At 54.1% G+C, this 19991-nt stretch carries 25 protein-coding genes; 10 read left to right on the top strand and 15 right to left on the bottom strand.

Annotated elements, in window-relative coordinates; all coding sequences use genetic code 11:
• Positions 1-173 precede the first annotated feature (173 nt).
• Positions 174-548 (top strand): hypothetical protein, encoded by a 375-nt coding sequence (locus V9G17_00695; protein ID MEI2751091.1) that lies wholly within the window; start codon positions 174-176, stop codon positions 546-548.
• A gap of 757 nt (positions 549-1305) precedes the next feature.
• Here the strand turns inward: V9G17_00695 and V9G17_00700 are convergent.
• The 6 genes from V9G17_00700 to V9G17_00725 form a co-directional block, all read right to left on the bottom strand.
• Complete coding sequence (locus V9G17_00700; protein ID MEI2751092.1) at positions 1306-2064, bottom strand: relaxase/mobilization nuclease domain-containing protein; 759 nt, start codon at positions 2062-2064, stop codon at positions 1306-1308.
• Between the two features lie 218 nt (positions 2065-2282).
• Positions 2283-2825, bottom strand: a complete 543-nt coding sequence (locus tag V9G17_00705) for a hypothetical protein (GenBank protein MEI2751093.1) — start codon at positions 2823-2825, stop codon at positions 2283-2285.
• Positions 2826-3710: 885 nt separating this feature from the next.
• Positions 3711-4940, bottom strand: coding sequence for a replication initiator protein A (locus V9G17_00710; protein ID MEI2751094.1), 1230 nt, complete (start codon positions 4938-4940; stop codon positions 3711-3713).
• A 508-nt stretch (positions 4941-5448) separates the two neighbouring features.
• Positions 5449-6426 carry a ParB/RepB/Spo0J family partition protein gene (locus V9G17_00715; protein MEI2751095.1) on the bottom strand — a complete coding sequence of 326 codons (978 nt, stop codon included), beginning with the start codon at positions 6424-6426 and terminating at the stop codon, positions 5449-5451.
• Positions 6426-7295, bottom strand: a complete 870-nt coding sequence (locus tag V9G17_00720) for a ParA family protein (protein ID MEI2751096.1) — start codon at positions 7293-7295, stop codon at positions 6426-6428. Before V9G17_00720 ends, V9G17_00715 begins: the two co-directional genes overlap by 1 nt.
• A 518-nt stretch (positions 7296-7813) precedes the next feature.
• Positions 7814-8383: a hypothetical protein gene (locus V9G17_00725; GenBank protein MEI2751097.1), complete on the bottom strand. Its 570-nt coding sequence runs from the start codon at positions 8381-8383 to the stop codon at positions 7814-7816.
• Between the two features lie 272 nt (positions 8384-8655).
• Here V9G17_00725 and V9G17_00730 point away from each other — a divergent pair, with 272 nt between their 5' ends.
• The 4 genes from V9G17_00730 (at position 8656) to V9G17_00745 (ending at position 11218) form a co-directional block, all read left to right on the top strand.
• Positions 8656-9987 (top strand): tyrosine-type recombinase/integrase, encoded by a 1332-nt coding sequence (locus tag V9G17_00730; GenBank protein ID MEI2751098.1) that lies wholly within the window; start codon positions 8656-8658, stop codon positions 9985-9987.
• Positions 9988-10087: 100 nt separating this feature from the next.
• A complete protein-coding gene (locus V9G17_00735) occupies positions 10088-10375 on the top strand; it encodes a hypothetical protein (protein MEI2751099.1) in 288 nt (95 codons plus the stop codon).
• Positions 10376-10637: 262 nt separating this feature from the next.
• Positions 10638-10898 carry a type II toxin-antitoxin system ParD family antitoxin gene (locus V9G17_00740; protein ID MEI2751100.1) on the top strand — a complete coding sequence of 87 codons (261 nt, stop codon included), beginning with the start codon at positions 10638-10640 and terminating at the stop codon, positions 10896-10898.
• Complete coding sequence (locus tag V9G17_00745; protein MEI2751101.1) at positions 10898-11218, top strand: type II toxin-antitoxin system RelE/ParE family toxin; 321 nt, start codon at positions 10898-10900, stop codon at positions 11216-11218. The genes V9G17_00740 and V9G17_00745 overlap by 1 nt, the downstream gene beginning before the upstream one ends.
• 160 nt (positions 11219-11378) lie before the next feature.
• On the opposite strand, the gene V9G17_00750 is transcribed toward V9G17_00745, so the two are convergent.
• From V9G17_00750 to V9G17_00760, 3 genes are all read right to left on the bottom strand, one after another.
• Positions 11379-11642 carry a hypothetical protein gene (locus tag V9G17_00750; GenBank protein MEI2751102.1) on the bottom strand — a complete coding sequence of 88 codons (264 nt, stop codon included), beginning with the start codon at positions 11640-11642 and terminating at the stop codon, positions 11379-11381.
• Complete coding sequence (locus V9G17_00755) at positions 11642-11815, bottom strand: hypothetical protein (GenBank protein ID MEI2751103.1); 174 nt, start codon at positions 11813-11815, stop codon at positions 11642-11644. The genes V9G17_00750 and V9G17_00755 overlap by 1 nt, the downstream gene beginning before the upstream one ends.
• A 68-nt stretch (positions 11816-11883) precedes the next feature.
• Positions 11884-12117, bottom strand: coding sequence for a hypothetical protein (locus V9G17_00760; protein ID MEI2751104.1), 234 nt, complete (start codon positions 12115-12117; stop codon positions 11884-11886).
• Positions 12118-12511: 394 nt separating this feature from the next.
• Here V9G17_00760 and V9G17_00765 point away from each other — a divergent pair, with 394 nt between their 5' ends.
• Both V9G17_00765 and V9G17_00770 read left to right on the top strand, forming a co-directional pair.
• Positions 12512-12814, top strand: a complete 303-nt coding sequence (locus V9G17_00765; protein ID MEI2751105.1) for a DUF1778 domain-containing protein — start codon at positions 12512-12514, stop codon at positions 12812-12814.
• Positions 12815-13339, top strand: coding sequence for a GNAT family N-acetyltransferase (locus V9G17_00770; protein ID MEI2751106.1), 525 nt, complete (start codon positions 12815-12817; stop codon positions 13337-13339).
• Positions 13340-13481: 142 nt separating this feature from the next.
• On the opposite strand, the gene V9G17_00775 is transcribed toward V9G17_00770, so the two are convergent.
• Both V9G17_00775 and V9G17_00780 read right to left on the bottom strand, forming a co-directional pair.
• On the bottom strand, positions 13482-13904 hold the full coding sequence (locus tag V9G17_00775) for a hypothetical protein (protein MEI2751107.1): 423 nt from the start codon (positions 13902-13904) through the stop codon (positions 13482-13484).
• A gap of 10 nt (positions 13905-13914) precedes the next feature.
• Positions 13915-14151: a hypothetical protein gene (locus tag V9G17_00780; protein MEI2751108.1), complete on the bottom strand. Its 237-nt coding sequence runs from the start codon at positions 14149-14151 to the stop codon at positions 13915-13917.
• 635 nt (positions 14152-14786) lie between these two features.
• On the opposite strand from V9G17_00780, the gene V9G17_00785 reads away from it, so the two are divergent.
• Both V9G17_00785 and V9G17_00790 read left to right on the top strand, forming a co-directional pair.
• Positions 14787-15095, top strand: coding sequence for a HigA family addiction module antitoxin (locus V9G17_00785; GenBank protein MEI2751109.1), 309 nt, complete (start codon positions 14787-14789; stop codon positions 15093-15095).
• 114 nt (positions 15096-15209) lie between these two features.
• Positions 15210-15446 (top strand): DUF4113 domain-containing protein, encoded by a 237-nt coding sequence (locus V9G17_00790; GenBank protein ID MEI2751110.1) that lies wholly within the window; start codon positions 15210-15212, stop codon positions 15444-15446.
• A gap of 187 nt (positions 15447-15633) precedes the next feature.
• Here V9G17_00790 and V9G17_00795 read toward each other — a convergent pair whose 3' ends face one another.
• From V9G17_00795 to V9G17_00810, 4 genes are all read right to left on the bottom strand, one after another.
• Positions 15634-16203 (bottom strand): PIN domain-containing protein, encoded by a 570-nt coding sequence (locus V9G17_00795; protein MEI2751111.1) that lies wholly within the window; start codon positions 16201-16203, stop codon positions 15634-15636.
• A 2-nt stretch (positions 16204-16205) separates the two neighbouring features.
• Complete coding sequence (locus V9G17_00800) at positions 16206-16673, bottom strand: helix-turn-helix domain-containing protein (protein MEI2751112.1); 468 nt, start codon at positions 16671-16673, stop codon at positions 16206-16208.
• Between the two features lie 476 nt (positions 16674-17149).
• Positions 17150-18253: a Fic family protein gene (locus V9G17_00805; GenBank protein ID MEI2751113.1), complete on the bottom strand. Its 1104-nt coding sequence runs from the start codon at positions 18251-18253 to the stop codon at positions 17150-17152.
• A gap of 247 nt (positions 18254-18500) precedes the next feature.
• Positions 18501-19007, bottom strand: coding sequence for a JAB domain-containing protein (locus tag V9G17_00810; protein MEI2751114.1), 507 nt, complete (start codon positions 19005-19007; stop codon positions 18501-18503).
• Between the two features lie 494 nt (positions 19008-19501).
• Between V9G17_00810 and V9G17_00815 the strand changes: the two genes are divergently transcribed.
• Positions 19502-19837, top strand: coding sequence for a TrbC/VirB2 family protein (locus V9G17_00815; protein MEI2751115.1), 336 nt, complete (start codon positions 19502-19504; stop codon positions 19835-19837).
• The last annotated feature ends 154 nt before the right edge of the window (positions 19838-19991 follow it).

The following is a 19991-nucleotide window of genomic DNA, read 5'->3' on the forward strand; positions in this document are numbered from 1 at the left end:
GTTCCGTCCTGGATGTATATTGGTACGGTTAGCGATTGCTCATTAAAGTCTTCACCCATAAGACAGCCATGAAGAAACAGTGGTTGATAGGTAATTAAAAAGGGGAACAATTATGAACGCAAGGAAAGCTAGCAAGTTTCTTTTTTGGGGCAGATAAGATCCGGTCGCATGCCTTGGACGCAATCATCCCGCATGGACCCAAGATTTCCGGTGCTTCCCGAGAATATTTGCTTGCAATGGCGATTAAAGGTCTTGCTTCGGAGCTTGGCGACAAGACAGACAGACGAATGTTAGTCAGCATACAGCAAACGCTGGTTAAATTGGCAAGCGAAAGACTGGCGGCGGACTATGGTGTTGATGCCTCGTGCGGAACACCACCGTGGAAAAAATTTACTATCCAGAGTAAGTTTCATGATGTTCTTCTTGTGAATCGGATCAATATATTTACATATATAATATATGCTCCCCAAAAAGCCGTCCCCTACCCGATGATGCTTCGATTCTATTTGAAGCAAGCTTTCGTAATAGTGCCGCACCATCACCAATAAGTTTTTGCGTGCGCGTTTGGGCTTTTCGCCACGACGGACCGATTTGATTCAGCAGGTCACAACCTTGGGCCCTCGCCTCTACTGGGAGGCCACGGCCGTCTTCTTCATGGGCAATCTCTTGATCCACCCATTGGTGAGCATAATCTTCAGATTCCGGGTCAGCGTGGATGGGTCGAGGTGCAGACCATTCACGATCTCGATACGCCAAATGGGGCCTGCCTTGGCCACAAGAACTAGAAGATTAATCGGGGTTACTTTCAGGCCCAAGGGACGGAATTCAGCATCGTAATGCCCGTGAGCACACGATCAAGTTTGCGCACGCGCCCTAGTAGGCACTCACACGCGATCTGGTAAATGGTACCGCTACCTTGGTTCCCTGGCCTCGGGAGGCCTCTTAATGAATGGGCCGTCGGTTCGACCTTACGGGTTGTTAGCTCCCAATGATTTTAGCCAATGGGGAAGCATGTGAATTGATTACCCTTTAATATCCATTGGGCAATTAAACCCACCTCCCCTACGCTCATCTGTGGCATGATGCTCTGCGCCTTATATAGTACTAACCCTACGTGTCACAGGAGTGTTTTATATACAACAAATACGATCTCAATCTAGCTCATTTCAACTCAATAAAACGAAGCTTACAAAAGTCCGGGAGGCGGCTTTAAGAGCGAGGTTCAGCAGAAATCACGTTGGTTTATGCGGGAGTGACTGAAAAGCTTACGAAACCGCTGCTCTTGCGATTGGCACAGAACGGTGACTATTCACGTTCCGGTGATCGCCCCTTTTCTTTCTCCTGCATGCGGCTCTGTCCGGCTAAGTGACGTACCAAGTCTACCGCAAGCTGCCGATCATCTCCTCGATCAGAACGCGCCAAGGCTTTCATGACCCCTTCATAGTTTTTCATTATCTCGCGCTGAACATGTGGTGCGTGGGTCTCTCGTCTGCTACGGTCCACGCGTATGGTTTGTGTCGCGCCCTCCACGAAATGCCGAACCTTCCACCGCTCTTGAGTTGTGCGATGAATACGGCTCGTAGTGGTGGCGTCGATCCCATGTTCCCGAAGCGCTTCAGCAAATCCTTCTCGCCAACGTTGGAGATCGAGCTTTCTTGGGTTTAGCCGTGTCCCATCAAGTCCTGCGGTTTTAACGGTGAGATGTACGTGCGGATGAGACGAAGGATGTGGGTCCGGGTCTGTCTCGAAAGTATGCAGCACCATGGCGTACTGATAATTGGCAAACTCACGTTTCGCAAATTCACGGGCGGCGCGTTGAACCGAGATTGGGTCGGTCAGCTTCGGCATGGACAAGATGATATGAAAGGCATCGCGCATCTCGGAATTCCCAGGGATTGGAAACCCTCCATGTTGCCATTCGCGCTTGAGATCTCCAACGGCCTCTTTACCCGTGATGATATGTCCGTCTTGATCTTCAATGTCTAGCTTCCCATCCCGAGAGATATAACTGAGATTATTTGAAATCCCGCGCAGGCCTTTCGTGGCTTTGGCGAGCTTGACCATGACCTGCGGGGCACATCGAACCATGTCACGAAGCTTTTGCCGCACGAAGCGCGCCCGCGCCTCTGGAGTGTGTAAGTGTCCACCTGTGCCCGCGTGTGATTGGCCCCCCCGGCCTGTCCTACCCTCATGTCCTCGTCGCACGGTCGACGCAGACACATTAAAGAGGCGACTACCCCATTCATCTAAGGTGGCATCTGTGCTATTGGCAAATTGGGGCATCATTGGATGTGCCATCGCTCCAGGTTGCCTCTCATCACACTCGACACGGTGGTCGTATGAGTTTCAATGCGCCTAGATAATTCGGTGATGAGTTCGACCCGAAAGGCACTCCTCTCATCCGGAGAGGTATTCAGCGCTTTGGCGAGTTGATTCAGGTTTCTCCCGATTGCCAATAGTTGCAGGTTGGAACGGGCGAGCACTTCCAATTCTGATTGGCCAAATTGTGGGTGTCCCACGAGTCGAGTCCGAATCAAGGCAATGATCCACTTGGCAACCGTAAACCCTTGCGCCTGTGCCATCCGTTTGAGAGTACCGTGCTCGGACTCGGTGAGTTTAATCTCTACCCGAACCATGGGCCTTTCAGGTCGATTTCTGACCACGGCTCGAGGGGATATGGATCCGGGGAGACCACCCTGAACGACCTTGGCCAGAACTTGTCGGAGCGCATGACTCGGCTGCGTCTTCTGCCTGGCACACCAGTCTAACCAGGGTTCTTTGAGCCCTCCTAAGTCGACGCTAATAGTATTCACTCGTTTAGTCATACTAGCTCCCCCCCGCCTCACCGGGCCAGGTGACCCTCTATATCCGGAACCAGCTGTTCGTCCACCGCTTCACCGGCACGCATACCCACGAATCCCTTCTGACGGGCAAACCACTCGGGAGCTGACGCACCCTTCCATTTTTGCAGAGCGGAGAAAAGACGATTTAAAAGCCCCCCTCCTCCACAGCCATTGCAGGCTCCTCCTTTGAGCTGCCCCTGCGAACGATAATGAAGCCTAGAAACAATGTAATACAATACCCGGCGAAAGCCATATCCTGCAACACCATAATTAATACCAACAACCGCCTCTGAAAAATTACGACTCAGCGAGACCAACCTGGAACCCTATGCCTTTGCGATGTGAGAATTGACTGGTTGTTACAACGTCGGAGGCTTGGCCCACACCCCCGCGGGGCCAGGTGGTGGTTCCTCGACTCTTCCCCCCCGCGCGCGCGCAGGAGACAAATGAACACAGGGTGTCGCAGCCCCCTAATGGTCGATGTGCGAAAGAGTTTCGCAAAGCCGCTCTCCGAAGCAAAGCTCTATGACGGCACAAAATAATCATGTCGGGGAGCAAGCGCGTTCAGGCTGGCATGCGGCGCACACACACCGAACCCATGCAGGTGATTCAGGGCCAGTAGGAAAAGAAAAGGTGCACTTCGAGGCACTCCCATCCTCGCGTATACCTGAGGTGATGACGCGTTTCATTCGTTGGTTCAACGACACCGCGCCAGGAGAGAAAAAACGAATCAGAAAAGCCGTGGTGCGGTCGGGTCGTCACGCATGTCTACTTTGAATCGATACACCCATTCGAAGATGGCAATGGCCGTATCGGCCGGGCGTGTTGATTGAGTTTGATCGCACTTTGTGCCCAAGCTTGTCCCTTTCAGTTCTTATCTCCCCATGATAACTGCCGCTTTCTGGCCTCCAATTTAAGCAGCGACAGCAGATACGCGCCCCGGTTCATCACCCGGTCGTCCTTGGCTCCACCTCGTTGCCCACACATCACGCGTTCCCGAACATCACCGATTAGTTTTCGAATTCGCGTTAAGGGAATATCTCGTGCGGCCTGAGTCCAAAAAGGTGTAAACCGTTTATCTTTAATGCCGACAAAATCCAACACCTCGGCCACCGTGGCCTTGATTCGACTCTCCTCCTCCTCGTGGAGCTTGGTTGCCGGAGCCCGAAACGGCAGCAATGGGTCACGAATTCCATCGGGTAATTGACTGGCCAAACCTAAATGGCGGCAGGCACGATCGGCTTCCCACCAGGCAGGTCCAGCCACCCACCGTACTTGAAGATCATTTTTGTCACCGTTCAAAGCGGTATATCCCCACCCATCCAAAAACCCAAGGCTCTGCAGCTCCTGATGTGCGGGATCGAGTTGCTCTCGAATTTTTGAGAGGCCTGATCGCGGCGTTAATTGCCAATTGCGTACGAGTTCCGCATAGCGAATTCTCGCTTCCCCTCCCCCATCCGGAAATAAGGCATGCAATGCTTGATGCAACAATTGAGAGATCGGGCGCGTGAGGCGGGTGAATAAGGCATGATCGACCACCCAGCAGTTACCCGAATTAAAACTTTCAACATACCAGTCGGCGAGACGAATGCGATGTACCTGCATATTCTGTGGACCGGCGTCCTCATCCAGGACTTGCGTGAGATTTTCGAAAATATGCACCAACTGCTCCTGACCTCGCCGACCGGGCTCTGTGATCTCCAGCCCCAGAGCCGTGGCGCCCAATCGAACAAAGAAGCGGCGTAATTCCCGATAGGCTGACCCGCATTTTTTCTTGCCTGCCGCCTCAATGATGTCCTTTGCCCGCAACACGACCGTCTGTTCCAAGGGGGCATCTTCTTTCTTCCGCTGTTGTTCTGTGAGAACTTGCTCCATGGCACGGAAGAATTCCAAATCCAACGTATTCGGGAGCCCATCTCCACCATAAACCGTTAAGCAATGTCGGTGAAGTTCATCCCCCACCTTCACCTCACTCACAATCGATTTCTTATGAGCCGTTCGAACTCCTTTGCTGGCCTTCACGCTCCAAATCTGATGGCGGTTAAGGATGCGCTCACTCTGGATAAAAGTCGGTTCAGGAATTATGACCGCGTCCACGGAGGAGGTTCCTCCGGTTGATTCTGTATTTGATCCCAAGGAGATGTGTTTACTCACGTAGTCCTCCGTTACGTATTAGTCTTTTCTTTCGTAATTCTTTACGTAAGTCCACATTTCCACGTCTTAGTCAGAGCCACGATCATCAATCAAATAGCGGACTTATGGGACAACACAGTTTCTTTTCACTCTCACGGTTCTTTTCACTCTCACAAGATTTCTTTTGAGTCTCACCAAATAACGGCCCATTGCTATCCTTTGCCTCTCACTAATTTCTTTTCACTCTCACGAAATCGTCCTTTGGCTCTCACTTGCCCTGTGGATAACCTAGCCCCTTGCGGGCCCCGTGGCCTTGTTGGGGAAAATGTTGCTGATCCGGGAGGTATCGTCAGGACCCGCACGGGCTAATCGCAGAGCAGGAAGAAAAGTTGAATCTCCGAACCGTAAACGTTCGAAACTTGTGAGAGTCAAAAGAAGAGCGGAACCGGTCAGTCCAGAGGCGAAAGCAACGTCAGGAGGAAGGATTTTGTTTTTGGGCTTGGGCCACATAATCTCGAGCTTGATCTAATGCCTCCATGACGATAGGAACATCATTGAGCCGATTCGGATGAAAGCGAATGACGAGAAAAAAGGCTCCGTTGTCTCCCTTGGGAGTAAAACGCACCGACTGGGCACCTTGATTGATGCGCGGCTGACGGAGGATCTCTTCACGGATTCGCTTGGCGGTCCATTGTTGCTCAACGGCGAGGCGAGCCACCCGTTCCAGTCGAATGGGATTGGATCGCAGGGGAAGGAGCTCCTGTACATGGGTGAATGAGAGCGGAGATCCAGGCCCTAAGGTCAGATCGAGAATCGCCTCTGGAAGTTCGAGAACGTGCAAGGCCCGAGATATACGTGTTTTGTCGCACCCTAGGGCTTGGGCAAGTTCATTCTGGCGGTAGTGGTGCTGATCGATGAGTTTTCGGTAGCCCTTCGCTTCCTCAAAGCCCGAGAGATTCTTCCGCAATAGGTTATCGAGCAGGGCCTCTGCGGCTGCGGAGTCTGTGGACGCCTGTCGCACAAGTGCGGGAATCGTCTGGAGTCCCAACGCTTGCGAGGCACGCCAGCGTCGTTCACCAGCGACGATTTCATAGCGATTCTTTCCTAGCGGTCTGACATGAATCGGGGTGCGTATCCCATGCACTCGGATGTTCTCCACGAGCTCTGGGTCCGGCTCCACGTTCATGCGGGGCTGGTCCGGACTGGGTTCCAGCTGATGGAGAGGTAGATTGTAGATTCGCTCAGCGGCCTGAGCACCCTCTCGGTCTTCGTCGAGGGCATGACGGTTCTCCAAGGAAGGCGTGGCGCTTGGCGTAGCGCGGATGTCTTCCCCTAATGTCTCCTTGAGTACTTCCTCGACCGCGGACTGATTCGACATGCCCAACCCGGCCAGGGCCTTTTTACCTTCAGCCAGCAGACGCTCCCGTTCTTTGGACATCTTCTGAGACATCAGTTGACCCCGACTTCTGATTCGCTAACAGGGGATTCCGAGCGCGGCGAGTCGTCACCCTCACCCTGTTTCGAGTGGTCAAGTGCGAGGCGCGCGATCACCTCCGCGGCCAAGCTGGCATAGTCTTCAGCTCCGGAAGCGCGCAACTCCTGCTGGAAGATGGTCTTGTTGACCATGATCGCTTTTCCGAATTCCGTATTTTCACGAATCGCAGTCTTAAAGACTTGCTCGCCAAACGTGTCTCGCATGGTTTTTACGATTGTCTTCGCCACGTTTGTACGCATGTCGCATCGAGTCAATAGATATCCCAGCAACTCGGTCTTGCGATCCGTCTTCACCACATTGACCTGTCCAATTTTTGTTTGCAGAGAGCGCAGCCCGTCCAGCGCGTACTTATCGCCGGCGCCGACCGGCACGATTACATGATGAGCCGCGTACAAGGCATTCGACATGAACGTCCCAAGGTTGGGGGGGCAATCGAGTAAGCAGATGAAGTAGCGACTCAAGAGCGCAGATTGCTTGAATGCCGCGTCGAGTCCCAGAAGGGCCCGAGGCGTATTTTGGATGTAACCCTCCTGCTCAAACAGGTCGATGTGTGAGGGGATGAGGTCAAGATTTTTGGTGGTTGTTTCAACAATGGCATCATCGAGCACGGCCGTGCCCCCCAAGACCTGTGCTAGCGTAATGGCACCCTTATATTCCCGCCGTTCGTGTGGAAACAGAGTTGCAGTCAGGTTGGCCTGGGGGTCGACATCAACCACAAGGACCCGTTTCTTACCCATTCGAGCGATACCAGCGGCAAGATTCGCAGCCGTAGTAGTCTTGCCAACACCACCTTTGTGGGACGAAATAGCGACTATTCTGGTCACTGTTAGCCCCCTAGTTATGATGAATTGTCATGCTTAATGATCCTCTTATCTGTGCTGACATATAATGTCAAGGACTTTTGTTGATGTATTGTGGATGGCCAAGGCAAGATCCCCTGCAAATGGGACTATTACAGCAGGTGGACTGGCTCAAGAGCGCGTCATTAATATCGTAGTTATGATGTATTTAGGCTGGAGGTACCACCAGGGGGAATAGAATCTGCCACGGAAGCTGGGCACCACATCAATGCACCCCATACTATATTATGAATCTTTGTCAATTGCGTTGACGCAACCCATTTGCCGTATTCCAGCTAATTAATGTGGAGAATGGTTTACTGTATTAATTAGAAAAGTAATAAACTATTACAGTTGCGTCAACGCAACTGGTTTCTAGGTCACAGGCAGAGATATCCTCAGTATGCGTATTTTCACAATCATCACATCAAGATTGTGTATAACGTTTTATCCCGCATGCCTTGATTGGTTGTTTCATTTATAATGTTTAATGACTTCGATCTTTAGGGGGTAGCAAACCAGTCTGGGTGATCGCGTTCGAGTTGATCCCGGTACGGAGAATGGGTCAGGTGGTACCACTTAATCAGTTTTTTGATGAGCTCATAATTCCAGGGAATGCCCAACGTTCGAAGCGAATCGCCAACCGCACTTTGTATTTGGCGCCGCTCTTCGCGCGTGAGGAGCACTTCAATCCGAGTACACTCCTTGAGCTCGCGTGCTGTGAGCTGATCGACATAGTAGGAAACCGCCGCAGGATGGGCTGTGGTAGGAGCAGCCGAAGAGGCCGCCAACCAACACACCTCATAGGCGGCGGCATTGATCGGAGTCGATTCGCGCACTTGCCGGATAAGCCCTTCCTCCATGAGCTGTGGTACATATTTTTTAATCGTCTCAAGTGCGAGCCCTGTCCAGGCACACATCTCAAGGCGTGAGGCTTCAATCAATTCTTTTCCATTGCCATGAGACCACCGTAGCAGCTGCAGATAGAGCAATGATTTGCCTGGCGGCATTTTTCGAAACGTCGAGTGATCGAGCACCTGTCGGAATCGTTCGAAGACCAGGGGATCAGTCACCGGTAGAGGAGACGTTGCTGAGTTTAGAGGTCCAATTCCATGAGGCATCTGCATCCCTCCAATTTGTCAGTGCGTATTCTCATGCGGTGTTTAGAACGTCTGAATTATTAAAGAAAGACAAAGAGTTACCTCTCATTCAGAGCGTTGACTCATGCCGGGATGGATTAGACGCCTAAATAAGACCCCTGTCAATGGGGTCTGCATCGCTTGAAGATCGATTAAGTGGTCATTAGTCGATGTTCAGTAGATATGGAGTTTGTAGTGTGATACAGATGACACCGCACGCCAGCGCGGGTTTTGAACGGTCGGAGGAAAACAGGTCTATGGGGTGTGAGCAGGACGACGAACCGCCGGCTGAGACGGCTGAGACGGCAGGGTCGGCAGACGGCGACCCCCGCGTGATCGACCAGGCGTTACAACCCTGGCTGCCGGCGACCCGACCCAAGGTCCAGCTCGAGACCCTCTCCATCCTCACATGGCCGACTGGGGTGGCGGTCGACAGCCCCGCGTTTGATCATTTTCTGGCCGCGGTGGTCTCGCCCTTCTGTGCCACCTATCCCGCGCGGAGTACCCAGCTCCTCTACCGCCGCAGTCTGACCTATTTTTTTCGCTGGTGGGGCCAGGCCCGCGCGAGGGAAGGCCAGCCGGACAGCTTCACCGAACAGTTGCTGCACGGCTACCGCGCCAGCCTCACCCTCCAACAGCGGGAGGGGACACACAAACGCTTGGAGGCGCGGACGATCAACGTCTACCTCGCCAGCTTACGCGCTTTCTGTCAGTGGCTGAAACGGACCGCACAGATCCCCTACAACCCGATGAGCGCAGTAAAGGGCATGAAAGTCGCCAAACGGTTCGTCCGGGACAGCCTGACCGAGCCCGAAGTCGAACGCCTGATCGCCACCTTCGATGTGACCGTCACCGACCCGGCCGCCCAAGAGCAGGTGTTGCGCGATTATGCCATGACGCTACTTTGGGTCAGTACCGGCACCCGCAGCATCGAACTCGCGCGGGCGCAGCGCCGGCATCTCAATCACCGGGATGGCCACCCCATCCTCTATCTCCACCGCAAAGGCAGCAGTAGTGCCGAACAGCCGGTGGTGCTGGCACCCTGGGTGCTCGATGCGCTCACCGCCTATTTCCGGATGCATGACCGCCGGCATCATGGTGGGGGCCCCACGGAACCGTTCCGTGGTCCGCTTCCCGAGCACCCCTTGTTTGCCTGGCTGCGGGGCCCGGGCAAGTATCATTCGAAGAGGCAGAATGTCGCCCAGACTCGAGGGTGCCGGCCCTTAGGAGTCGGTTCGATTCAGGCCATGATGCGCCACCATCTCGAGGAGGCGGGCCTCAGTCGGCTGATCAACCCGGATACCCAAAGCGTCCGTCCGATCTCCCCGCATTCGCTTCGACATACGGCCGCCACGCTCGCACTGAAACATGGTGCGACGATCAGACAGGTCCAGTCCATGCTGGGTCATGCCGACATCCAGACCACCATGATCTATCTGCACGAGAAGGACCGCATCCTGAACGCGGCCGAACACACCATCCCCGACTTTTCCGTCCCACTTCCCACCGTCTGTGACAGACGGGAGCACCACGAGTAGGACTCGGCGAAGAGCTACGATGACCGTGTTATCATCACGCCGCGAGGCCATTCGGAAACACCTCGGTCAGTTTATGCGTGGGCCCCGTTGACGTGACGAGATGAAGCACAAACCCGGCCACGGATCGTCAACCACGCGCGTGCAATGCCTGCAGCAAGACGTGCTCAGACACCTGGTCAAGATCGCCGGGCTAGAAGACATGACGATATGGCGCAGCAGAACCAAGGTGTGGCACCTGAGTGTGAAGCTGAAGCATCGTCCGCAGGTGTACTATCTCAGCACGCGCCGCACGCCGCACGTGCCCCGTCCCTTCAAGCGCTTCGATGCAGCGTTAGCCGCTGGCCAGCGGGTTAGTTCCACCCGTCAGTTCAAACTCGTCTTACTGTAAGCAATATCCGCCCTCTCCTGTAGGACGAGTCTGACACTGGCTACATTCTCAGGCTGACGCTTTTGATACCCCGTAAATGCATTCGGACAAATTCAAAGGCAGGGGCCTCATCCCGTACGGACAGGTCGAGATCAGGGCTCGCGCACAGCGTGTAAGTCACCCGACCGCTGACGTGTGCGTGAGCCAGAATGACACGTAATGCCAATCCTTGCCATCTCTCCCTATGTATGGCATTGTTGGAGGTAAGAGCAGGAGGTGCACCATGCAGAGCATGAATATTTCTCTCCCTGATCCCCTGAAGCAATTCGTGGATGGGCAGATCGCCCAAGGTCGCTACAGCAGCGCGAGCGAGTATGTGCGTGAGTTGATTCGAGCCGACGAAAAACGCAAAGCGGAAGACCTGCTGGAAGCGAAATTACTGGAAGGTCTGAACAGCGCCGAGAGCGTCCTGACGCCGGCGGACTGGAAGGACATTCGCAGCGAAGCCCTGGCGAAGCTGACGGCCCGAAAGACACCGCGCTGATGCCGACGGTGTATCAGCGTGCGGCAGCCAGGCGCGACCTGGTAGAGCAGTTCGTCTATCTGGCGGAAGTGGCGGGCCTGGACATGGCGCAGCGTTTTCTGACCAACGCTGAGGCCAGCTTCAACGATCTGGCCTGTCAGCCCATGCTCGGTGCCCCGCTGACGCTGCAACACCCCAGTCTCGCGGGCATCCGCAAGTGGCGCATTAAGGATTTCGACAACCAGCTGATTTTCTATCTGCCGCACCCTGACGGCGTGTCGATCGTGCGCGTGCTGCACGCGGCACGCGACTGGTGGAGCCTGTTAGGCATCGAAACCTAACCGTGCAGAGGGTCGCCTCGTGCTAGAAGAAGGATAACACCTGGAATGGTTCAAACTGCTGCGCGGCTTCATTACAAACGATGTTATCAAATGGAGGGATCCCAATGTGCGAGCGAGACGAAGGATTATGGCCATGGCGGCGGTCGGTGATGTAGCTTCATTATGAATAGAAGGCTCCTGAGAGCCTTTTTCGTGTGGCAGTATCGCCGAGGAACCCCTGGTCCTTGAGATTGGCGAACCAAGTCTCGGCGAAGGAGGCGAGCTCCTGCTTCAACCGTACATTGACGCGGGTCTTCTTACCATCTTCGTCATACCGGTACACCTCCTGTAGAACACCCATATAATCGTTCTGGAAAGATAGCGGCATTGCCATGGAGGCAAGAGGGGATAACGAGAGTTCAAAGACCAGTTCGGGATCGCGCATCAGGTTGCCATTCTGTTCGCGATCGTGGCAGAGAGACACCAGGCAGTGGCCGTCTGCGGATTTCCCAATGTGTTCGACGAATAGGGCAGAGAGCCGCTCACCGTGAGGCGGACGGCGGTCTCGCTGCCGAGCAGCTGAGTCAGGACTGTCGCGAAATGGTGATAGGTGTTCATCGTAGTGACTCCTTGAGGGAAGCCCCCGGCGCTGAGCGCCAGAGGCTCCCGATGGGAAGCAACGCTGTTTACCGTGCTTGCCCACGGACCCAGTCCTTGGCCATTTCTGCCACGGATGCCAGGGCATCCAGATCGTTGAGACCGTAGGAAGCCGAGGTTTTCCAGTTGCCTTCCACGTCCTTATAGGGACGGGAAAAGGTGACGGAGTAGAAAATGCCTCTTTCTCCGGTATTCTCCCAGACAGCGGCGTTGACGGCGCCGCACCTGAAAGCAGTCGCTGGTTTTGAGTGTGATGTAGCCATGTCGTTCCCCCTTTGAAAAATGTTGGTTGGCTCTCTCACAACGCTAGAGAGCCAAGCGGCATTTGAAAGAGGGGCGAGCCTGGAAGCCGGAGGGCGTACCGGCGCGGGATCCGCAGCGAACAGGACAGCGGCTCGTTGCTGGCGTGGGCGGTGCCTCGCGCCGGGGAAAAGCCCATAGGCGAGAGGGCGTCATGGTTACACAAAAAGCAAGGAAGTGGTAGGGGAGGAAGTCTTGCCGCCCTGTCAAAGGGATACTGGGCAGTTATGCCTGTCGGCGCTTTCCTTGTGAGGACCGGGGAAGGGCAAGTGCCTGGAATCTCGTGGGGAAACGGATAGCCATTGACATGTACGGCACTGTGCCGTACGCTTGAATCAGAAGCACAAGGAGGACATCATGCCGCCGACCGATCTAGAAACAGAAGAAAAGGCTCCCCGCGTGGAGCGACTTGAAGCGCGTGTCAGTAAGGCGCAGAAGAATCTGTTTTTGCGAGCTGCGACAGTGCAGGGCCGATCGCTGACGGATTTTTTGATTGCGAGCGTGCAGGAAGCTGCGGAGAGAGCCTTGCGCGCGCATGATGTGCTGACGCTGAGCGAACGTGACCGGAGAATCTTTGTAGAGACTCTTGTGAAGCCCGCCGCGCCCAGCAAGACGCTTCGTCAGGCTGCGACACGCTACAAGGAGAGGACGAGGATCTAGTTGCTTGGGAAAAAGAGGGATACCCCCTACCGCGTTGAGGCGCTCGGCAAGCAGCATGACAAGGAAGGGTTTACCTGCGGCAGCGGGCCGCTGGATCACTACCTTGAGGTACAGGCGGGGCAGGACACGCGAAAGCGCGTGGCCGCGACTTTTGTACTGTGCGAGGGGGAAAGTAACAGGGTGATTGGGTTCTACACCCTTTCGGCTATCAGCGTGGACATTGGCGCGTGGCCGGAGAGTGTGGCGAAGAAACTCCCTCGGTATCCGGTCATCCCGGCCACACTCCTCGGGCGCTTGGCCATCGACAAGCAGCGTCAGGGGCGAGGGGCCGGAGAACATCTTCTCATGGACGCCCTGCATCGCAGCTGGCGCACTGCACGGGAGGTCGCGTCGGTGGCAGTGGTAGTCGATGCGAAAGACCGTCGGGCCGCTGAGTTTTACACACAGTATGATTTCACGCCGCTGGTAGACCCGCCGATCAGGCTCTTTTTGCCCATGAGCGTGATCGAAAAATTGTTTTCTTGAAGAAGGCGAACGCGTAAACCAGCCGTTACTTGTTGTATGTAGTGCCTGTTCAAACCTCCGCTAGGGGTGTAGGGGATGTCGCACACACAACCAGTCGAGGACAGCGTGAACGCGCGCCGATGAGAAGGGGAGGAAAGACAGCTCAGGTGAGCCGCTCCCGAATAACGGTATCGCTGAGGAATCCCTGATCCTTGAGATTTTTAAACCATGTCCGGGCGAAGGATTTCAGATCCTGTTTCAAGCGCGCATTAACGTGGGTTTTCTTGCCTGAATCGTCATAGCGGTAAACCTCCTGCATCGTTCCCATGTAATCGTTCCGGAAGGAAAGAGGCTCTGCGGCAAGAGCATCCGGCCATTGGCGCAATTCAAAGACCATATCCGGGTCGCGCATGAGGTCGCCGTTCTGCGCACCATAGTGGCAGATAGAAACGAGGCGATGGCCGTCTGTGGATTTGCCGATATCCTCAACGGACAAGGGCATGTAGCCGTTCACGGTAAGACGGATAGCGGTATCGTTGCCGAGCAACTGCGTGAGGACTGTTGCGAAGTGTTGATATGTTTTCATGATGTTCTCCTTATTTGTTTTTCATGATGAAAAGCCTGGCTTGAAAAGCGACATCAGCCAAAGCCTCAAGGTCGCCGGCATGGAAAGACGTGGTGTGTCTCCAGCTGTCCTCAACGCCTTTGTACGAGCGTGAGAATGTGACGCTGTAAAACATTGCCTCCCGGCTGGCGTTCTCCCAGACGGCGGCCTGAATGGTTCCCTTGCGGAAAGTCTGAGCGGGTTTCTTGGTGTCTGTTTCTGTAGCCATGTGGTTCCTCCGTTGAAAAAATGTGATTGGCTCTCTCGCAAAGCGCCGGAGAGCCAAGGCAACATTTTTAAGGAGGAATAGCCCGGAGCCGGAGGGCGTACCCGAAGCGCGGGAGCGGCGAACATGACAGCATTCTTAGGCTGGCGTGGGCGGTGCAGCGCGTAGGGAGAAAAGCCCACAGGCCGGAGGGCGGCGGTGGCTATAGAAAGCGGGGAAGCGGAAATCTGGCTCGCATGTCAGGGGGGACACGGGGCAGGGATGCCTGACGGCGTTTTCCTTAACGGGAAAGAGGCGGCCGCATGGAATCAGTTGATGAGTGACGCGCTACACGCTACAGTGGAAGATGATAGTGAGTTTCAGGCACCGGGGGCTTAAAAGGTTTTTCGAGGAGGAAGATGCCCGGAAGCTGGCACCGGATATGGTGATCGGATTAAGGCAATTCTGGCGCGGTTGTACCAAGCGGAAGTGATTAAGGATATGAACATCCATTCCTACAGGCGTCATCCTTTGAAAGGAAGCCGGAAAGGGGAATGGGGCGTAACGGTGAGGGCGAACTAGCGCATTACCTTCCGGTTCGAGGATGGGTATGCGTTAGATGTGAATTTAGAGGATTACCATTGAAGAAGGAGAGTGCTATGAAGGCTTTGAAAATGAAAAATCCGCCGCATCCGGGATTTTCGGTGCGCGTGGACTGTCTGGAGCCGCATGGGTTGAGCGTGACCGAAGGGGCGAAGGTTTTTGGTGTGTCGCGGTCGGCATTGAGCCATCTGGTGAACGAGGGTGCAGACCTGTCCTGGGATATGGCTATTCGTTTGTCGAAAGCGTTTGGCAGCACGCCGGAGGGATGGATGCGGCTGCAGTTTCAGTTTGATGCGGCGCAGGTGGGAGAACGGGCGAAGAAAATAAAAGTGGAGACTTTTGCTGCGGATGCGGCTTGTGTTTGAGGAGCGGTCATCAATAGCGCCATGTCGCTCCTTGATAAATGTACCGGCCTGGCCTAGCATTTCAAAAATGCGGCGTCATGCTGCTGGATCTTATACCCGCCACTATGGAGCGGCATGATCTCTTCGATAATCGGGACCAACATCGCCAGACTGATGAAAGCTGTCGATCTCATCAATGCCGGGCATGGGGCACGGACGGTTCATTTCGGAGACATCGGAGGGGCAGGCCGGAATGGTCAATGCACCTGGCCTTCCGTAGCCCCCCGCTATACGACATGGTGGGAAGAATTGCCGGTTGTGAAGCTTTTCAAGAAAAAAATGAAGCGGTATCGATTAGCATCCAATTGCTAGGGGTCAAAGTAAGATGATGCTCTATGAGGTAGTCATTACAGCCTGTGAATTCGCAGTGTCCGTCGGCAACAACAAAAAGGTGAAGACGAATTTTGGGGTCGATCGCTCTCGACGTGACATCATCCACTGGGGAAGCCGATTTCGAAGAGGTGTTAGCGGTGGTAGCTCCCAAATCGTCCTCCGATTCCTAAAGAAGGTTCGCAAAAGCGCGTAGCTTCGCGACAAATTCGTTTAGTTGCTGTTTTTCCAAACATTCAAGATATTCCTCGACTGACTTGGCAGGATTTTTAAGCCTGTTGCGATGTGTTCGGCAGGCCGCAGAGACAATCCCCGGGGCAAGATCCACGACGTGCGTCAGGAATTCGTCGGGATGTTGAGCCGCGATGTCGTATTTGCCAAGTTCCTTGGCGGGAAAATCTTTTAAGTTATAGGTAACGATTACATCCCCTCTTCCTTTGATGGCAGCGGCAAGAACATGATTATCTTTAGAATCGGGAAGATGAAGTGATGGTATCAATTCTTCAAAATTTTCAACCACGCAATCCCTTACGCTCATGTCCATAAACTCACGGGTTCTTTTAAGGTCTGCGGCCGTCAGGTCGGGCCGATTTTTTAGCAGAGAAGCTGTCCATTCATCGTGGATGCGCTGAGACCACTTCGCGCGGAAAAGATCCGTCACCGCAAGCTCCATGAGGAGATCGCGGAGCGGCGCCGGATAGAGAACGCAGGCATCGTACAGTGCGGTGAACGTTGCCAAAATTAATAGCCCATATCGAGGTGCTGTGCCTGTTTAACCAGTTCATCGAGAGCTTTTTGCCGGTCTTTGTCGATATCCTTCTTGTAGCGCATTAGATCTTCAAACATGACACGGCGATGCGTACCGACTTTCTGATGGGGTATTTTCCCCTCTTCCAGAAGGCGGACCAGAAAGGGGCGGGAAACATTGAGGACATCTGCTGCCTGCTGTGTCGTCAGCTGGGCATGGACGGGGATTAATGTGACCGCGTTCCCGGCTGCCATCTCGGTAAGCAGATCCAGCAACAACCGAACGGCATAGGGCGGGAGGGCAAGCTTGTGGGTGGCTTTCCTCTCCTCCCCTATTTGAAAGTTTAGATTTTCAAGATGATCCAGATAGGGCGCGAGGGTACGGCTGGCTTCGCGCGCGATCGCGGCCTCCTGCGCGGTCGGTACAATTGGATCTCTTGTTCTACTGGTCATGGTGGCCATGGTGGTTCTCCTGTGTTCTAAGACCAGTCTAGCCCATAAACGAAATAAACGCAACAAACGAAATATTCAAAATATCCTATTTTTGCTTTTGATAAAAGCCAAAATAGAGACCATTATAAAACAATGCTTTACATCGTTATTGGCCAAGGCGATGCTCGGTGCGGTCCGGGTAGATTTCTCTGTTCCTGCTTTCAGGATTTACGCTTGCCTGTGTTCGGGTCTTTTGCTCATTGGATTTTCACCTTCCCGTTGAGCCGGTTGGCTCACCTCCTTCTATTCTCCATCGTTAGCACCGGCGGGCCACGTGTCGCCGTGAGTTGATCAGGCCGGGCTGCAAAGGAAGACGGTCGTTATGCTTGGGCAGCGTTGTCCCGCGTGCGCTTGTGGCGGCGCTGGCATGACGGGGGAGCGGGTTCCATGTTGGACAGTTCTGGTGGCGTAACGGGTTTCCGGGCCCTGTCTTTTAAAAAGCGATCTTAAAGGTTGATCTGATAGTTTCTACCTCGCCCAGCTCCCAAAGAAATTAAAGCCCCTATCTCGACCAACTCCTGCAAATCCCTGGTCGCTGTTGGTTTCGAGGTGCCTGTGATGACGATATATTTTTTGGGGCTCATCCCACCCTCAAAACCTTTGAGACCTTTCTCCAGCATCCGGCTGATGACGCGGCGCTGTCGATCATTGAGCTGATTCTGAAATCGGGCAAAAAACTTTGTTTTCTTCAGAGTGAAATCGATCTGCTGCGCGGCTTCCGTCTGTGCATCCAGAATCATCGAGACGAAGTAGTGAATCCATAGGGTAATGTCGAGTGATGTCTGTGCTGCTTTCAACGCGTCATAGTAAGCATTTTTACCGGTCTCAATAGTCTTTGACAAACTGAGAAGAATGGGGCGTCCCACGCCCTGGGATAAAGCCTTTTCGGAAAGGGCCCGTCCGATTCTTCCATTTCCGTCCTCAAAGGGGTGAATGGTTTCAAAATATAGATGGGCGATAGCAGACCGCACCGGAGACTTTCTGATTTCCATGGGGCCCCCCGGCCCAGTGTCATTGAACCACTCGATAAACTGCGTCATGTTCTGAGGCACTCGCGCGGAAGGAGGCGCTTCAAAATGCACCTTCCAGTTTCCGATCGCTCCCGACACGACTTGCATGGGTTCCTCATGGGTACGCCAGGCGCCGATCTTGTGCTTCGTATTTCCTTTCATGATCATGGTGTGCCATGCAAACAGCTTTTCTTCCGTCAGCGTTTCTGAAACACTCTTCCGTACATCGATCATCAGCTCCGCCGCACCCTGCGCTTTTGTGTCCGTAATGCGTTCCGGGTGTTGATTCAGCCCCAAATTATTCTTAATAGACGACATCACATCACTGCGGCTGAGATATTCACCTTCGATTTCTGAGGTCTTGACGGCTTCGGCCACCATCATGTCGATAATGGTTTCTGTCTGAGTGTCTTCGGGCAAGGCCTTGAGAATGCCGCTGACATGGCCTTCCTTTTCCGCGAAGGCAAGCAGTAGATCCTCAATGTTCGTGAGGTGGTATTTAAATCGGGGCCAATTGGGGTGTTGCCAGCTGTAACGCATGAGCCGATTATACCATTTAATCGGCTCATTTTTGACTATTATTTGAGCCATTTATAGAATGTAATAGCCTCTCCAGATGTTAAACCGTTGAATTGTGATCGGGTTGTCGTGGCGGTCATCGGTGATGTAACCATCCGGCGCTGGTTCATCGTGCGGCCCGCAGAACATGAAACGGCGCAACACCGAACACAATAAATAACAACAGGCCTCTGGCAGCGGAATGATAAAGAGGGATGAGTGCGGCGTGTTAGGCCGGCCACCCCTGATCCGCAAAACTGAAGGTGCGATCGTCGCCTAGAATAATGTGGTCAAGAATGGTGATGCCGATGAGATCGCCGGCCTGACGGAGCCGGGCAGTGAGCACACGATCTTCTGAACTGGGTTGCGGATCGCCGGACGGATGATTGTGGGCGCAGATGATAGCGGCGCTATTGAGCAGGATCGCGGGTTTGAAGACTTCGCGCGGATGGACGATGCTGAGCGTGAGAGAACCAATGGACACGATGTTGACGCCGATGACTGCATGTTTGGCGTCCAGACAGGCAACAAGGAACTGTTCACGATCGAGACCCTGATAGAGGGGCCGGAGTATGGTGGCCGCTCCCGCAGAATCGCGGATGACGACAGGCGGATCGGGGCGGGCACTTCCCGGCACCAGCTGGAGAGTGTACCGCGGGATAAGCAGCGGGTTCGTCACGTCCGGGCGAGGGACGATCGAGAATGTGGGAGTCTTCGGAGTGTATCGCTTTGTCATGCTGGGACCTCTCTTGTGTTGGACTCACTGGCTCTCTCGATGAAACCGGAGAGCCGGTGTAGGACAACGGGAGGTCGAGGGCCATGCAGGCCGATGAAGCTCAGAGTGGACGGGTCACGAGCAGCGGCAGTGACAGTTTTCTGGCATTGCCGGTGCGCACGGCAGCTGGAGCGCGGCCAGCCATTGGCCCGGCATGGCAGAGCGAATTTTTCGAGAAGCTCCACCTCTTGAGGTATAGCCAAGCTACCTTGGCTCGCTCTACTATGCGCACGCTTAGGATGACTCAGGAACAAGAAGAGACGTTGTGAAAGTCAACCGTGTACGATCGACGGACATGCGAATACTAGCGGAAAGTACACAGCGGAGGGGCGCGTCATCGAAGATTCAAAGCGAGTGTATATGAAAAAGCCATATGTGTATATTTGGCGTCCAAATATAGATATATGGAATCTCGTTTCGTTCTGTAACCTGTCACGATTTATGGAGGACAAGTGATGAGCACAAGCACGGCTGACGGTAGGGCACAGGACGGAAATCAGGCGCAGGGTGGCCGAGTAGTCATGGTACAGGCGGCATCGTTCCTATTGGGCCTGGCGGTGATATTGGAGGCCCATCCTGCATGGGCACAGATTACGAAGGTCAATTCGGTGATGACTAACGTGCAAACCGTACTCGTCAGTGTGGCTGTCACGCTGTTCACCGTGGCCATAATGTGGGCCGGGTTCAAAATGGCCTTTCAACAGGCGCAATGGTCCGAGATTAGCAACCTGGTGATTGGTGGAATCTTGGTCGGCGGGGCGGCCGGGATTGCGTCCTGGCTCCTCAACTAATGATGAGCGACGGCTTTCGCGACCCCATTTTCAAAGGATGTACCCGGCCCGCGATGTTGGGTGGTGTACCGACGCTTCCGCTGATTCTCACGGGCGGGGCTACCCTCCTTCTATCTGTGTGGTCGTTTTACCTCGTCAGCGGCTATGTGTCGTT

The organism is Nitrospira sp., from assembly GCA_037045225.1.
Lineage (GTDB): Bacteria > Nitrospirota > Nitrospiria > Nitrospirales > Nitrospiraceae > Nitrospira_A.